This is a genomic window from Cytobacillus sp. FSL R5-0569 (genome assembly GCF_038007265.1).
GTDB classification, from domain to species: Bacteria; Bacillota; Bacilli; order Bacillales; family Cytobacillaceae; genus Cytobacillus; species Cytobacillus kochii.
In genome coordinates this window covers 3,964,897-3,979,205 of record NZ_JBBOWW010000001.1, presented here as the reverse complement: position 1 = coordinate 3,979,205, position 14,309 = coordinate 3,964,897, and the positions used below count along the sequence as shown (strand labels likewise).

16 protein-coding genes are annotated in these 14,309 nt (G+C 39.6%); 11 read left to right on the top strand and 5 right to left on the bottom strand.

Annotated features, from left to right (window positions below):
- Position 1 precedes the first annotated feature (1 nt).
- Genes MKX78_RS20340 through MKX78_RS20310 form a run of 7 tightly spaced genes read left to right on the top strand, consistent with a single transcriptional unit; the run spans position 2 to position 7,303 of the window.
- Positions 2-421 (top strand): MaoC/PaaZ C-terminal domain-containing protein, encoded by a 420-nt coding sequence (locus MKX78_RS20340; protein ID WP_341052136.1) that lies wholly within the window; start codon positions 2-4, stop codon positions 419-421.
- Between the two features lie 13 nt (positions 422-434).
- On the top strand, positions 435-1,598 hold the full coding sequence (locus tag MKX78_RS20335; RefSeq protein ID WP_341052134.1) for a thiolase C-terminal domain-containing protein: 1,164 nt from the start codon (positions 435-437) through the stop codon (positions 1,596-1,598).
- A gap of 11 nt (positions 1,599-1,609) precedes the next feature.
- A complete protein-coding gene (locus tag MKX78_RS20330) occupies positions 1,610-2,020 on the top strand; it encodes a Zn-ribbon domain-containing OB-fold protein (RefSeq protein ID WP_095371927.1) in 411 nt (136 codons plus the stop codon).
- A gap of 18 nt (positions 2,021-2,038) precedes the next feature.
- Complete coding sequence (locus MKX78_RS20325) at positions 2,039-3,235, top strand: acyl-CoA dehydrogenase family protein (protein ID WP_095371928.1); 1,197 nt, start codon at positions 2,039-2,041, stop codon at positions 3,233-3,235.
- 21 nt (positions 3,236-3,256) lie between these two features.
- On the top strand, positions 3,257-4,390 hold the full coding sequence (locus MKX78_RS20320) for an acyl-CoA dehydrogenase family protein (RefSeq protein WP_095371929.1): 1,134 nt from the start codon (positions 3,257-3,259) through the stop codon (positions 4,388-4,390).
- Between the two features lie 23 nt (positions 4,391-4,413).
- Positions 4,414-5,886, top strand: coding sequence for an aldehyde dehydrogenase family protein (locus MKX78_RS20315; RefSeq protein WP_307317761.1), 1,473 nt, complete (start codon positions 4,414-4,416; stop codon positions 5,884-5,886).
- 16 nt (positions 5,887-5,902) lie between these two features.
- Positions 5,903-7,303: an MFS transporter gene (locus MKX78_RS20310; RefSeq protein WP_307317759.1), complete on the top strand. Its 1,401-nt coding sequence runs from the start codon at positions 5,903-5,905 to the stop codon at positions 7,301-7,303.
- 143 nt (positions 7,304-7,446) lie between these two features.
- On the opposite strand, the gene MKX78_RS20305 is transcribed toward MKX78_RS20310, so the two are convergent.
- The 3 genes from MKX78_RS20305 to MKX78_RS20295 all read right to left on the bottom strand — a co-directional run bounded on the left by MKX78_RS20305 (position 7,447) and on the right by MKX78_RS20295 (position 10,033).
- Positions 7,447-8,082, bottom strand: a complete 636-nt coding sequence (locus tag MKX78_RS20305; RefSeq protein WP_157733896.1) for a DedA family protein — start codon at positions 8,080-8,082, stop codon at positions 7,447-7,449.
- A gap of 143 nt (positions 8,083-8,225) precedes the next feature.
- The gene (locus MKX78_RS20300; RefSeq protein ID WP_095371933.1) at positions 8,226-9,431 is read right to left on the bottom strand and encodes an MFS transporter; all 1,206 of its coding nucleotides are present in this window, start codon (positions 9,429-9,431) and stop codon (positions 8,226-8,228) included.
- Between the two features lie 20 nt (positions 9,432-9,451).
- Positions 9,452-10,033, bottom strand: coding sequence for a TetR/AcrR family transcriptional regulator (locus MKX78_RS20295; RefSeq protein ID WP_307317755.1), 582 nt, complete (start codon positions 10,031-10,033; stop codon positions 9,452-9,454).
- 229 nt (positions 10,034-10,262) lie between these two features.
- Here MKX78_RS20295 and MKX78_RS20290 point away from each other — a divergent pair, with 229 nt between their 5' ends.
- Entirely contained in the window at positions 10,263-10,658 is a 396-nt protein-coding gene (locus tag MKX78_RS20290; RefSeq protein WP_095371935.1) for a winged helix-turn-helix transcriptional regulator, read from the top strand.
- A gap of 40 nt (positions 10,659-10,698) precedes the next feature.
- Here the strand turns inward: MKX78_RS20290 and MKX78_RS20285 are convergent, their stop codons facing one another.
- A complete protein-coding gene (locus tag MKX78_RS20285) occupies positions 10,699-11,211 on the bottom strand; it encodes a type 1 glutamine amidotransferase domain-containing protein (protein ID WP_095371936.1) in 513 nt (170 codons plus the stop codon).
- Positions 11,212-11,449: 238 nt separating this feature from the next.
- On the opposite strand from MKX78_RS20285, the gene MKX78_RS20280 reads away from it, so the two are divergent.
- The 3 genes from MKX78_RS20280 to MKX78_RS20270 all read left to right on the top strand — a co-directional run bounded on the left by MKX78_RS20280 (position 11,450) and on the right by MKX78_RS20270 (position 13,724).
- Positions 11,450-12,241, top strand: coding sequence for an amino acid ABC transporter substrate-binding protein (locus MKX78_RS20280; RefSeq protein ID WP_095371937.1), 792 nt, complete (start codon positions 11,450-11,452; stop codon positions 12,239-12,241).
- Between the two features lie 61 nt (positions 12,242-12,302).
- On the top strand, positions 12,303-12,962 hold the full coding sequence (locus tag MKX78_RS20275; protein WP_095371938.1) for an amino acid ABC transporter permease: 660 nt from the start codon (positions 12,303-12,305) through the stop codon (positions 12,960-12,962).
- A gap of 15 nt (positions 12,963-12,977) precedes the next feature.
- On the top strand, positions 12,978-13,724 hold the full coding sequence (locus MKX78_RS20270; RefSeq protein ID WP_307317750.1) for an amino acid ABC transporter ATP-binding protein: 747 nt from the start codon (positions 12,978-12,980) through the stop codon (positions 13,722-13,724).
- A 336-nt stretch (positions 13,725-14,060) separates the two neighbouring features.
- Here MKX78_RS20270 and MKX78_RS20265 read toward each other — a convergent pair whose 3' ends face one another.
- Positions 14,061-14,297, bottom strand: a complete 237-nt coding sequence (locus MKX78_RS20265; protein ID WP_095371940.1) for an indolepyruvate ferredoxin oxidoreductase subunit alpha — start codon at positions 14,295-14,297, stop codon at positions 14,061-14,063.
- Between the last annotated feature and the right edge of the window lie 12 nt (positions 14,298-14,309).

Below are 14,309 nucleotides of genomic sequence, written 5' to 3'. Positions count from 1 at the left end.
AATGCTAAGATTTGCCGATTTGGTAGACGGTCAAGAGTTAAAACCATTAGTGAAGCCTGCGGTATCGAAGGTTCAACTCGTCAAATACGCGGGAGCATCAGGAGATTACAACTTATTGCATACCGACGATGCTTTTGCTAGAAGTATGGGATTACCAGGAGCCATCGCACATGGCATGTTAGTCATGGGATTCTTAGGAGAATATATCCAACAATTAGCTGGTGTGACTGCGAGAGTAGCGAAGTTTAACATGCGTTTTGGAGCGATGACTAAACCGGGGGATGAGATTACTTGCGCAGCTACTGTAAAACGCGTATACGAGGACGAAGGAAAGGAATATGTGGAATTTGAGTTGCAAGCGGCTAAATCAATAAAAGAAATCGTTGGATCAGGTTCTGCATTGTTGGAATTCTTTGAATAAGGAGGAGTTGACGATGGAAAACATTAAAAACAAATATGCAATCGTCGGAGTTGGAGAAAGCGAACGTTCAAAAAAGTCGGGTACAACCCCGTTACATTTGGCGTTAGATGCAGCGCGAGCAGCTATTGCTGATGCTGGACTTGAGACAAAAGAGATTGATGGATTTATGAGTTACAGTGAAAACGATTCATGTACGGCACATCAATTATCTACCTATTTAGGCGTGAGACCGAAATATGTAAAAGATATTATGGGTGGCGGAAGCAGTACAGAAATGTTAATTGCTGACGCGATTGGTCTGATTGAAACAGGTCAAGTAAATACCGTCCTTATTTATCGATCTATGAATGGCAGATCAGGCGTAAGAATGGGCGGTGGTGGCTGGGATGTGAACATGCTGCAAAATGCGATGGATGGCGGTAGCTTTCTCATCCCATATGGAGCAGGTAGTCCTGGGCAATGGTTTGGCTTATTTGCCACACGTCATATGCATGAAACAGGGTTAACGAAGGAGCATCTAGGTCATGTTTGTGTGAGTTTTTATGAGCATGCACAAAGAAATCCGAAAGCCTTCTTTTATGGAAAGCCATTAACAATGGAAGCTTATCATGATACGCCTGATTTAAGCTTCCCATTTAATAAGCATGATTTCTGCTTAGAGTCAGACGAAGCAAATGCAATCATTGTTACATCCGCCAAACGAGCTGAACAATTACCGAAGCAGCCCGCTTATATTATGGGAATCGCCGCTAGACAATGTGTTTCACACGCACATTATTGGAACAATGTAGATGAAGTCGCTTCAGACTATGTTGCTAAGGATGTATACAAGAAGGCAGGGGTTACCGCAAAGGACCTCGATGTCGCATCTATTTATGACTGCTATAGTTGGGTTGTGTTGCGGCAGTTAGAGGCATATGAGATAGCGAAAAGAGGCGAAGTGGGAGACTTTGTTGCCGATGGACATCTCAAGATGGGTGGGAAGCTGCCGAGTAATACAGCTGGTGGCATGCTTTCAGAAGGATACACACATGGAATGAATAATGTGATTGAAATTGTGCGACAGATTCGTCACGACTATGAGGGATCAGACCGACAAGTGAAGGATTGTGAAGTTGGTTTATGTACGGGCTGGGCAGGTCCAGATATTGCTGGTGCGATGATATTAAGGAATTAGGAGGAATACGAATGAGCTATGAGAAACCGATACCGTTAAAAAATGAAGATAATGCCCCCTTTTGGGATGCGGCTGACCGCCATGAACTTTTTTTGCAAAAATGTCATACATGCCAACAGTTCGCCCATCCACCTGGACCGGCATGTGCAAAGTGTAGCAGCAGTGATCTGACATGGGAGAACTTAGGCACAAATATTAAAGGGCGTGTGTATTCTTACGTCATTTCCCACCGCCCTTTCTTGCCAGGATTTCACAATGATACGCCACTTGTCATTGCCGTTATTGAATTGGCTGCCTATCCAGAAGTGAAAATGATCGGTAACATTTTGGATCATGCGATAGAAGACATCCATATCGGGATGGAAGTAGAAATGACGTGGCAGAAGATCAATGATGAGCGTGCCCTACCACAATGGGAATAGGATGGGAGGAGAGAAAAGATGGACTTTTCATTTTCAAAAAAAGAAGAAAAGTTTAGACATGAATTACGTACATGGCTCGAGGAAAACTTGCCAGAAGGGTGGTTGCATGGAGACAGAAAATTACCAGAAGATATGAATGAGTATTCTCGCTTCTTAAGAGATTGGCAGCGCAAGCTTTATGAAGGTAGCTGGGGGGCAATTGCTTGGCCAAAAGCGTACGGAGGAAGAGAAGCTAGTTTAATTGAAGAAATCATCTATCAACAAGAAATGGTTCGCGTTAGTGCACCGCCTCTAGTAAATTATGTCGGCATCCATATGGTTGCCCCTTTGCTTATGCAAATGGGAAGTGACGAACAGAAATCAGCTTATATTACTAAAATCATTTCTGGAGAAGAGGTTTGGTGCCAAGGATATTCTGAACCAAATGCGGGCTCAGACTTAACAGCTATTCAGACAACTGCAGTAAAAAAAGGTGATCGTTGGGTGATTAATGGGCAGAAGGTTTGGACGAGTTTTGGTCATTTAGCAGATCGCTGTTTCCTATTAGCGCGTACTTCAAAAGGGGAGAAGAAACATCATGGTATTACCGTTTTCCTTTTGGATATGCATCAAGAAGGTGTAGAGACTAGGCCTATTATCCAGATGGATGGGGAACATGACTTTAATGAAGTCTATTTAAATGATGCGATTGCTTATGATAGTGATATTGTTGGTGAGATCGATTGTGGCTGGCAAGTAATGATTGCTTTACTTATGCATGAACGTACGGGTATTGGTGGTCAAGTATTTACATTAGAGCAGCAATTTCAAGATTTAGTAACGATGGCTAAGGAATGGACGGAGGACGGGCAGCCTGTCATAAAAAAGGAAAGTGTAAGAAATGCATTAGTTGATTTATATGCAAAATCTAGGGGATCTTTGTTGAACTATTATCGTAATTTAACGAAAACATTGAAGAATGGTCAACCGGGCTCTGAGGGCTCTTTAGATAAACTGATAGTAAGTGAGGCGACACAAGAACTCTTTGCCTTATCCGTATCTATTCAAGGTCCACACGGGATTCTTTGGAAGCAGGATGCGGCAATTGGTGATTCGTATTGGCAGAAACAGTATCTTTATTCCTTTGGTATGACAATTGGCGGGGGAACAAGTGAGGTACAAAGAAATACTATTGCAGAAAGAATACTAGGACTACCTAAGGATCTAGGACGTTAACATTGTTGGAGGTGAAAAAGAATGGATTTCGCATTAAATAAAGAACAGGAATTATTCGGTAGTTATGTAAGGAAGTATTTAACTGAGCAAGGTACAACCAATATTGCCCGTGCTTTTATTGATGGTGATGGACAAAGATTTAATCAAGCATTTCAAGGATTAGTTGAATTAGGCTATCCAAGTATCAATGTGTCAGAAGACTATGCGGGAATGGGCTTAGGTTTATTAGACATGGTATTACCACTTGAGGAGATGGGGAGAAGTGTCCTGCCGGGGCTGTTTTTGGAAACGAATAGTTTCTCTGTACCACTTATCGAAAAATATGGTACAGAGAAACAAAAGCAAAAGTATCTACCTGCAATTGCCGATGGTTCCCTGCAGATTTCGGTTGCTTGGATAGAGCCAAAAGGAAGTTACAAGGCGTCGTCGATCCAAGTAAGTGGGGTAGAAAAAGGTGATGATTTTGTTCTTAACGGCGTAAAATCGTTAGTAGCAGATGTCGAACTAGCTGATACTTTTCTCGTTCCGATTCGAACCACTTCATCTAGCCATGAAGAGGGAATTTCACTTTTTCTAGTGGATAAGGCAATGATAAAAAACGTTACACAGCAGCAAAGTATTGATGAAACACGGAAGCTATCGCAAATTCACTTTGAAGATGTAATCGTTAATAAAGAGCAATTACTAGGAGAGCTAAACCAAGGTGATAACATTCTCGAAGAAGGACTGCTATCTTTTAATGCATCAATTTGCGCCATTATGGTGGGTTGTATGGCTGCGATTGTGGATATGGCAGCAGAATACGCAAAGATACGGGAACAATTCGGGCAACCGATTGGCCGTTTCCAAGCCATTAAACATGCGATTGCCAATATGAAAGTGGATTTAGAACTGTCAAGGTCACTATCCTATTATGCCAATTGGGCTTACGATACAGCAGCTGAAGATCGTCAGGAATCCATATTTGCGGCGCGTATTTTTATTCATAACGCCCTGCAAAAAGCAGCAGCAGCCAATGTACAAATACATGGCGGGATTGGATTTACTGAAGAATTAGATTGTCATTTATATGTGAAAAGAGCGCGCTATTATGAACACTATCTAGGTAGTAGAGAGAGCTATTATGAAAAGGCAGCAGCAGCTTTAGGATGGTAAAAGAAAAAAGGGGAGTGATTGTAATGCAGACCATAAATGAAATCGAACATTATTTAAATGTAATCAATGGAAAGCAATTGCCAGCTACTCAAGGAAAACAATTAACAAGTATAAACCCTGCAAATGGCAAGGTATGGGCGACAATCCCCTGTAGTACAGAAGAAGATATTGACTTAGCAATCAAGCATGCCAAACAGGCCGTCCCAGCTTGGTCGCAATTATCAGCAATGGAACGTGCAAAATATTTAAGAGAAATTGCGTTACAGGTTGAAAAGTATGGCGAAGAGTTAGCGATGTTAGAAACGAAGGATAATGGGTGGGTTTATCGGGAAACATTGCACGGTCTCATTCCATCATTAGTGAGTATTTGGTTAGACGCAGCAGGAGCGGCGTCACATGTCAATAAAGGTGAAACGGTCCAACTTGATAAGGAAACAATCGGGTACACGCTTAGGGAACCGTTAGGCATTGTTGTTGGTATTCTTCCATGGAATGCCCCATTATTTACCTTTACGATTAAAGCGGCGTATGCCCTTGCAGCAGGCAATGCCGTGATTATCAAACCTTCCGAGCATGCGAGTGTATCGAGCTTAAAATATACAGAACTGCTTAATCAAATTCTTCCTCCGGGAATATTAAACGTCATCTCAGGAGATGGTTCTACAGGTTCGTACTTGGTCGGTCATAGAGATGTTGATCGGGTGACGTTAACGGGATCAGGTCAAACTGCTCGTGCGATTACAAAGAAGCTGGCACAATCGCCAAAGCCTGTCACTTTTGAACTTGGAGGGAAATCCCCCAATATTGTGTTCGCTGATGCGGATGTAAAGAAAGCGGCAGAAGGCGTCACATTAAATGGTATTTTCACGGGGAATGCTGGACAAATTTGTGTCGGCGGCTCTCGCATTCTTGTACAAAAAGACATCTTACCCGATTTTCTTCCTTTAATGAAAAAGTCCATTGAAGAGTCAATTCATTTTGGTGATCCTATGAATCTAGCGACATCGATGGGACCAATTGCGAACAATGTCCAATATAAAAAGGTTTGCGACTTTATTGAATTAGGAAAGCAGGAGGGGGGAGAAGTCATCTTTGGAGGAAATTACGGTGGGGAGAGCTTCTTTGACGATCAAGCAGATCTTCAAAAAGGATACTGGGTGGAACCAACGCTGCTACTAGTGAAGGATTCTTCTCTACGAATCTGTCAGGAAGAGGTTTTTGGTCCGGTGTCGGTCGTCTTGCCATTCGATAATGAAGAAGATGCCCTGCGTCTTGCCAATGATACAAGCTTTGGCCTCGGAGCGGGCATATGGACAAACAATTTAGGGAGAGCCCATCGTATGATGAAGAAAATTGATAGTGGAAATGTTTGGGTCAACACGTATCGAAGAGTAGGACCAGAATTACCGTTTGGTGGATTTAAGGAGAGTGGATTTGGTAAAGATTCCTTATTAGAGAACACCCGTGAAAAGGCGTGCGTGATCCATATCGGGTAATTAAGGAGGGAATGGAGTGGAGGAAAAGTCTGTTAATCGTTCGTTTCATATTCTTTGCATCGGCATTTTACTTGTCGTGTTTGCAGAGGCAACACACATCCCAGCTTATCCAAAAATGCTCGAACATTTCGAATTAACTGCAGGCTATTCTGTCTATATGCAGCTAGGGTTTGCTTTAGGATTAACAGGCTTTCAACCGATGATGGGTTGGTTGTCTGATTCGTTTGGCCAAAAAATAGTCATATTGATCGGTTCAGGATTACTAACAATCGGTTCGATTATGGTGGCCATTGCTCCATCTTTTTTTTTGTTGGTGTTCGGTTTATTTTTAAAAGGCTTCGCCGGAGCGGCTGTGATTCCTGCCGGAGTGAACTTTGTCGGTACCGTATATACCGATAGTATGCGTGGTAAAATGATGGGTGTGTATGGATTTTATACGGTTGTAGGTGGTCTCATTGGTCCTATATTAAGTGGGGTTCTCGTGGATCGCATCGGTTGGTCGTCTATCTTTTGGCTCTGCTCAGTCTTTGGTATTATTGCTTTCCTGCTGTTTACTTTTGGCGTACCTTCTGTACAAAGAAGCAAGAAGAGCACAATTGATTGGTTAGGCGTAATATTTGTCTTTCTTCTTTTAGCAGGTCTACTTACGATTCCAACATTTATCAATCAGTATGGTGTGACATCATGGATGTGGTCACCAGCATTAGTAGTTGCTGTTGTTTCATTCATCTTTTTAATTATCGTTGAAAAGAGGACTAAGCAACCGTTACTGGATATTGACTATGCAAAGACACGTCATTTTTGGGTGCCATCTATCATTGCTATTATCATGTACATGTCTTTTAGTAGTGTGATGTATTTATTAACGTTCTTCGTGCAAAGTGTTCAAGGCCATTCGTCTACGGTGGTAGGGTTATTGCAATTTCCATTATTCCTAACTATGGCTATATGCAACCTTATTAGTGGGCGTTTAATGAGTAAAATCCAACCAGTGCATTTAATTCTCTGCAGTATTTTCTTGCTGAATGGTGGGGTTAGCATGTTGATCTTTGCTAATGAGGATACCTCTTTTGTCTATTTATTTATCTCTATGAGTCTTATAGGTTCTGCAATTGGGACAGTAGGACCAATCGTAAAAGCACTCGTTGTCTCTCGGGCACCTGTTACAAGGGTTGGCGTGGTCTCCTTTACTTATTTAACGATAGAAAATGTCGCTTCTCGTGTAGGGGCATCGTTTGCTTTAGTTACTTTCGCAATCTTTGCTGCTGGAGGAAATGGCGCGAAAGGATTATCATCAACCGCAGTTTTACTGACAATCTTTACGACTTTGAGTCTTTTTTTCATCTTTCTCATGCCTAAAGGGGAAGAAAAAGAAGCCCCCGCATCTGTTTCTCAAAAACAAACGATAGAAAAATAGATAGATTTAGCATTGTTGCACTTCCTAATGGGAGTGTTTTTTTGTCTAATATTATGGACGATGTTAAGAAATAGTCATCCTTTAAATAGTAATAAATGAAATTATTAATAAGGTTGGGTTACTACCATGTACAATGCTTAAATTTACTTCTTGTTTATTTTTCTTTTCATGAGGAAAAAAACAACCGGAATACTAAAAGGAATAAGCGAAAGTACCAAAAGTGAGGCAACAAGATGTTGTTCTACAATGGGCATTTGCCCCAATAAAAGCCCTGTTAGTAACCAAAAAAACACCCAGAGGAATCCGCCAAGGGCATTATGTCTAAAGAAAGATCGATAGGAATAATTCATTATCGCACTTGCTACCGGAACAGTTGTACGCATAAGTGGAATAAATCTTGCGGTGATAATGGATATTTTTCCGTAACGGTTCATAAATTGCTCAGCCCGTTGGAGTTGTGTTTCTTTTAATAAAAATGGCTTTAATCTTTTACTATTCCAGCCTTTGATTAATCTTCCAATAGAGAAGTTTTGGTTATCTCCACAGATTGTAGCAAGAAAGAAAACAATGGCTAGTGTTTCGATATTCAAACTACCCACTGCTGCAAGAGCGCCACTAGCAAATACAAGTGAGTCCCCTGGAATAAATGTAAGTACCACGAAGGCAGTCTTTAAATAAACAAGCAAAAATAACAGTGCATATATATATAATCCATAAGAAGTAAGGAACTCCCCCAGTTGTTTATCAAACGTACTCATCGTGTAAAAGAATGTTCCCATTATACCCGCCCCTGATAGTAGACTCATTAGAGGCATCATATTCATCCAAGGTGAAGAAAGAAATAAGGAATTCGCCCTTTTTTGTTCTATAGAAAAAAGAGTCATATGTGTTCCTTAACGGTGACACATAATGACTCTTTCAATTATTCTGCCGTGCTTTCAACAAACTCCTTCTCACGCCATATATATGTTATCCCTAAGCCTAGAAGCATGACGACACCTGCAAATAGGTAAGGATAATGGATGTTTACATCGAATAGAATGCCTGCAACTGCTGGTCCGGCAATGTTACCGAGACTTGTGTAAGTTGAGTTCATTCCAGCGACAAAGCCTTGTTCTTTCCCAGCTGATCGGGAAAGGAAAGTGGTAAGTGCCGGACGTAGTAAATCAAATGCTAAGAAGATGAAGGCCGTAACTAATAACACCATCCAAAATCCAGATATGACTGTTGAGGCAAATGCTAAGACAACACCCATGATTAAACAGGCCTGGATCACTTTTTTCTCTCCGAGTTTCTCGACCATTTTTCCGAATAAGAAAATTTGGACGATGACGCCGAATATCGAGCTGATGGTTATAATGATCGCAATATCTTGCGGTGTAAAGCCAAATTTATGGTCTGAGAATAAGCTAAATACTGTCTCATAGGCAGATAGACCGAACGCTAGGATAAAGACGATGATAAACGCAATAAAGTATAACGGATTAAACGAGCGTTTAAAATCTGCGATAAAACTGCTTTTCGTTGCATTTTCAGAAAGCTCTTTCATCTGCTCTTTTGTTAGTGGTTCTTTTAATATAAAGATAGATAAAATACAGGCAAAGAAGGCAATACCCGCTGCAAAGAAGAAAGGCAGACGAATACCATACTCGGCGATAAAGCCACCGATTCCTGGGCCTATGATGAATCCAGTGCTAATAGCTGCTGACACGTAACCCATTGCCTTTGGTCTCTCTTTTAATGTAGTGATGTCGGCTACATAGGCTGTTACCCCAGGCATAATGAAAGCTGCACTGATTCCGCCTAAAATTCTTGATAGATATAAAGCAGAAATATGAGTACCTAATCCAAAAACCAATTCACTGATAGCGAATAGAAATAACCCGATGGTAATGATTCTTTTTCGGCCAAATCGGTCAACGAATCTACCTGCAAATGGGGAAGTAATCAATTGAGCGAAAGCGAAGACAGCGACTAAATAGCCCATTGTACTTCCAGATAAATGCATAATATTCATAAAAGAAGGCATGACCGGAATAATTAGTCCGATGCCTAAAAAGGCAATGAAAATATTACTTAATAAAATGAGTAAGACAGCTTTTTGTTCTTTTAACGGTTTTTGTTCCATTTGAAACACCTCTTTTTTTCTCAACGTATCGAGATGCCTCTCCAGAATACTTTCCATGAGGCTTCTAGTTTTTCTTGTAATCGTTTTGTATCACTCATATAGACAAGCTCAAGCATGATGCTATCGACAACACCAAAGAATGCGAGTGTAGGTATGCGTGGATGTTCTACATGCAATAGCCCTTCATTTATCCACTTCTGAAATTTTTCCTGTAATAAGGCTTGCGTTTTTTCTTCTATATCAATGACTTCAAGGTCAACCTCTTTTTGTAGATGAGCTGGTGGGAAGAATGACATTCTTAGCCAGAACTTCAATTGCTCATTTTGTTGAAAGAGATCTACAATTAGTTGTAAAAATCCATATAAATCTTTTTCTGGTTGCGAGCTTCGTATGTTGCTAAAATATTGTAATTTGCTTAGTAGTTCAGTTTCTTTGGCATCATGTAACACTTGAAGAAATAAATCATCTTTACCGCGAAAATGCGCATATAATGACTGTTTCTTCATGCCCACTTCTTCTGCTATTTGGGAAAGGGAAGCACCTTCATATCCATGAATCGTAAAATATTTCAAAGCTGCTTCCTTTATATCATCACTTTTCATTTCACTCACCCCTGATTAACGAACGTTCGTAAGTTATCTTATCAGAGGGTTTAAGTAAAAGCAATAAAAATTAGTTGGCAAATTTCAGCAATATCAGTAGCTATAATAAGTGAAATTACATTACTTAGAATCTGTAGATGATGTGATAGAAACCATTAGATATACACGGGGTTTGATATGTTAAAATAAACTCTTAAAGGATGGATAGGTGCGAGGGAGGTGGATAAGCATGTGTGAGTCTCTTCGGGAAGATATAAAAGAAAAGCTAGAAAGTGGTTATTACCACTGTGCGAAGGAGTTCACTTTATCAGTGATAAGTGGCAAGTACAAAGTTGTTATCCTTTGGCATTTAGGTATAGAAGGTCCTTACCGTTTTAATGGCCTACAAAAGCTTTTTGATGGTGTATCGCATAAAACGCTATCTAATCAATTAAAAGAGTTAGTAGAAGATGGGATAATTAGTAGAAAAGTGTATCCAGAGATGCCGCCGAAAGTGGAGTATTCTATGACGGAATTAGGTTATTCGCTATTACCTATTATTGAAATGATGTATGAATGGGGTACGAACCGCATCCAACAGCTACAAGAAGAAGGCATATTAAAAACCAGCTTTGAGGAGAAGTAATCCTAAGCTGGTTTTTAATGTTAGTTATGCTTTGGCCTTATTAGTTATTTAATAATTTTAATGCTTCACGATTAAAAGCGGGTAAGTCATCTGGTGTACGACTTGTTACAAGTTGCTGATCAACAACTACTTCTTCATCGACAAATTGAGCCCCAGCATTAATTAAGTCTTTACGTACAGAAATGAAGCTCGTCACCCTTTTTCCTTCTAATAAATCTGTATCAATTAAAAATTGAGGTCCATGGCAAATAGCGAATACCGGTTTGCCTTCTGCGATAAAATGTTTGGCAAAACTGGCGTGGTCAGGATTAATTCTTAATAAATCCGGAGAAAACCCTCCAGGAATAAGCAAAGCGTCAAAGTCTTCTGGACTAACTTCATCAAGCCCTTTATCCACAGTGAAATTTTGACCATTTTTTCCTCTGATTTCTTTTCCTGCTTCAGCATTTACAATGGAAACCGTGTGGCCAGCTTCTCTCATTTTCTCAGCGGGATCAGTGAATTCAATTTCTTCCACCATATCTGTTACAAGTGCGGCAATTTTTTTACCCATTCCATATCACTCCTTCTTTGTCATCTATTCTTATCGTAAATGGTTAAACAACAAATGTGAAGAACGCACTTTCGTTACACATAGTTACATTAAAGTAACTATAAAATATCAGAATATACACTTGATTTGCATATATTAAAATAATGATTGACATAGATTTGACTCATATGATAGATTTATTTTATCACTCTAATATATTAGCATACTAAAGTATTTATTATAAATTGGGGGCTTAATCATGGGAAAAAAATTGACGCTTTTTGTTTTATCACTTTTAGTAGTCGGGTTTTTAGCTGCTTGCGGCTCAACAACATCTAGTGAGGAAAACGGTTCAGAAGAAGGAAAGGAAATCGTTATCGGAATAGATGATAAGTTTGCACCAATGGGGTTCAGAGATGAAAATAATGAGATTGTCGGTTTTGACATTGATTTAGCAAAAGCGGCAGTAGAAAAAATGGGTGCAACCCCTGTCTTTCAACCGATTGATTGGAAAACAAAGGAGTCTGAATTAAGTAGTGGTCGTATCGACCTCATATGGAATGGTTATACGATTACAGATGAAAGAAAAGAGAAGGTCTTATTTACTAAGCCATATTTAAGTAATGCACAAGTGGTTGTGACACAGGCAGATTCTAATATTCAAACGATTAATGATTTAGAAGGAAAAGTAGTAGGTTTACAATCATTATCATCGGCTGCTGATGCCTTAAGTGGAAATGAAATTAGTGAAAAAGTAAAAGAGGTTACAGAGTTCTCTGATAATGTGTTAGCATTAGCGGACTTGAGAAATGGTCGCGTCGAAGCAGTAGTCATTGATGAAATCGTCATTGATTATTATATGACAAAAGAAAATGAAAACTTTAAAGTTCTTGAGGAATCACTGGCGCCAGAAGAGTATGGTATTGGTGTAAAAAAAGGAAACGATGAATTGCTAGCAGATTTACAAACAGCATTAGATGAATTGATTGCTGATGGTACAGCGGCAGATATTTCCGAGAAATGGTTTGGTGAAGATTTATTATTGAAGTAAATGAATAACAGCAGGTTTTCCTAATTGGAGGAAACCCTGTTTTGTTTTTGGAGGATGACCGATGTCACTTGATTATATTATGACGTTACTTAAGCCTATGCTAGAAGGCGCGCAAATTACAGTGTTACTCTTTATCATTGCCATTATTGCCTCAATTCCACTTGGATTTTTATTAACACTAGCAGCTCGTAGTAAGATAAAGCCTTTATCTTGGTTTGCCCATACGTATATTTATGTGATGCGGGGAACACCATTACTACTACAATTATTATTTATTTGTTTCGGGTTACCAATGCTTCCAGTCGTAGGTGAATATTTAGTCCTTGATCGGTTTGTTGCCGCATCTTTAGGGTTCATCTTGAATTATGCCGCTTATTTTGCTGAGATATTTCGCGGGGGCCTAATTTCAGTAGATAAGGGTCAATATGAAGCTGCGCATGTACTAGGGTTAAATCGTTGGCAAACAATGACACGTATCATCATTCCTCAAATGATCCGAGTAGCATTACCAGCGATTGCGAATGAATCAATTACGTTAGTAAAGGATACAGCGTTATTATATGCAGTCGCTGTTCCGGAACTTTTACACTTTGCTCAAACGGCAGTCAATCGTGATTTTACTATCATGCCATTCTTCTTAGCGGGCATCATTTATCTATTGATGACACTTGTACTCTCGTTTATTTTTAAATGGATTGAAAGAAGATTTAGATACGCATAGGAAGGAGCGCTTAGTATGACAGTTATTTCTGTGGTTGATTTAAAAAAGTCATTCGGTAAAACAGAAGTATTAAAAGGAATCAACCTTAATATTAAGAAAAATGAAGTTGTGTCAATTATCGGTCCTTCAGGTTCAGGAAAAAGTACGCTACTTCGCAGTATGATTAAATTAGAAGAAATCAATAGCGGTTCAATCATGATTGATGGGGAGGCATTAGTCGAAAATGGAAAGTATGCTAAACCTCAAAATGTGAAAAATATGATTGCGAAAATGGGTATGGTCTTTCAACATTTTAATTTATTCCCACATTTAACCGTCCGAGAGAACTTAGAAATCGCACCGAAAATGGCTAAAATGGGGACAAAAGCGGAAATCAGACAACGAAGCGAGACTTTATTAGCTAAGGTAGGATTAAGCGAATGGATGGATGCCTTTCCTGGTAATTTATCCGGTGGGCAAAAGCAACGGGTGGCCATTGCAAGAGCTTTAATGATGGAACCAGAAATTCTGTTGTTCGATGAACCAACCTCAGCATTGGACCCTGAGCTAACCGTTGAAGTATTACAAGTAATGAAAGATTTAGCGAAAGAAAAAATGACGATGATCGTCGTTACCCATGAAATGGGCTTCGCCAAAGAAGTCTCAACAAAAACCATATTTATGGATCAAGGTGAAGTCGTTGAAGAAGGTAAGCCAGATCAATTTTTTACTTCACCTCAACATGAGAGAACAAAAGCGTTTCTAAAGAGAAATCTGAAATAAAGTGTAACACCCTCTATCTAATAGGTAGAGGGTGTTACTGTGCTGCCTTAAACGATTCAGAAGGGGAGCAAGAATAAAAGAAGTTTCCTTCGAACCAATGTTAAACGAGACAGAATAAGTAAAGAGTTAGCAGGCTGTCCCGATTTGAAACTAATTAGACCAGGTCCACTAAGAAACTAAGGAAATTCCCATTTTTAGGAAACGAATAAAAAAAAGTCAAGTGCTTCGCAAAAAAAGAAACCTGTTTTACCGAAACAAACGGATTATCACCAGCTATAGTCTAAATACAAAAATGAGAACGGAGTGCCATTGTTTGTACACTCCGTTCTCATTTCATTAAGCATCAAAATAGGCTTTTGCCTTCGCAATAAAAGACTCTTCCTCTTCAGGTACATCTTCTTCATAGAAGATAGCATCTACTGGACAAACAGCTTCACATGCTCCGCAATCAATACAAATTGAAGGATCAATCAAATATTGATCTTCCCCTTTTTCAATGCAATCGACTGGGCATGAGTCAAGGCAATCAGCGGCCTGTTCATCAATACAAGGAGATGTAATTACATAAGCCATTTTTCTCTTCCC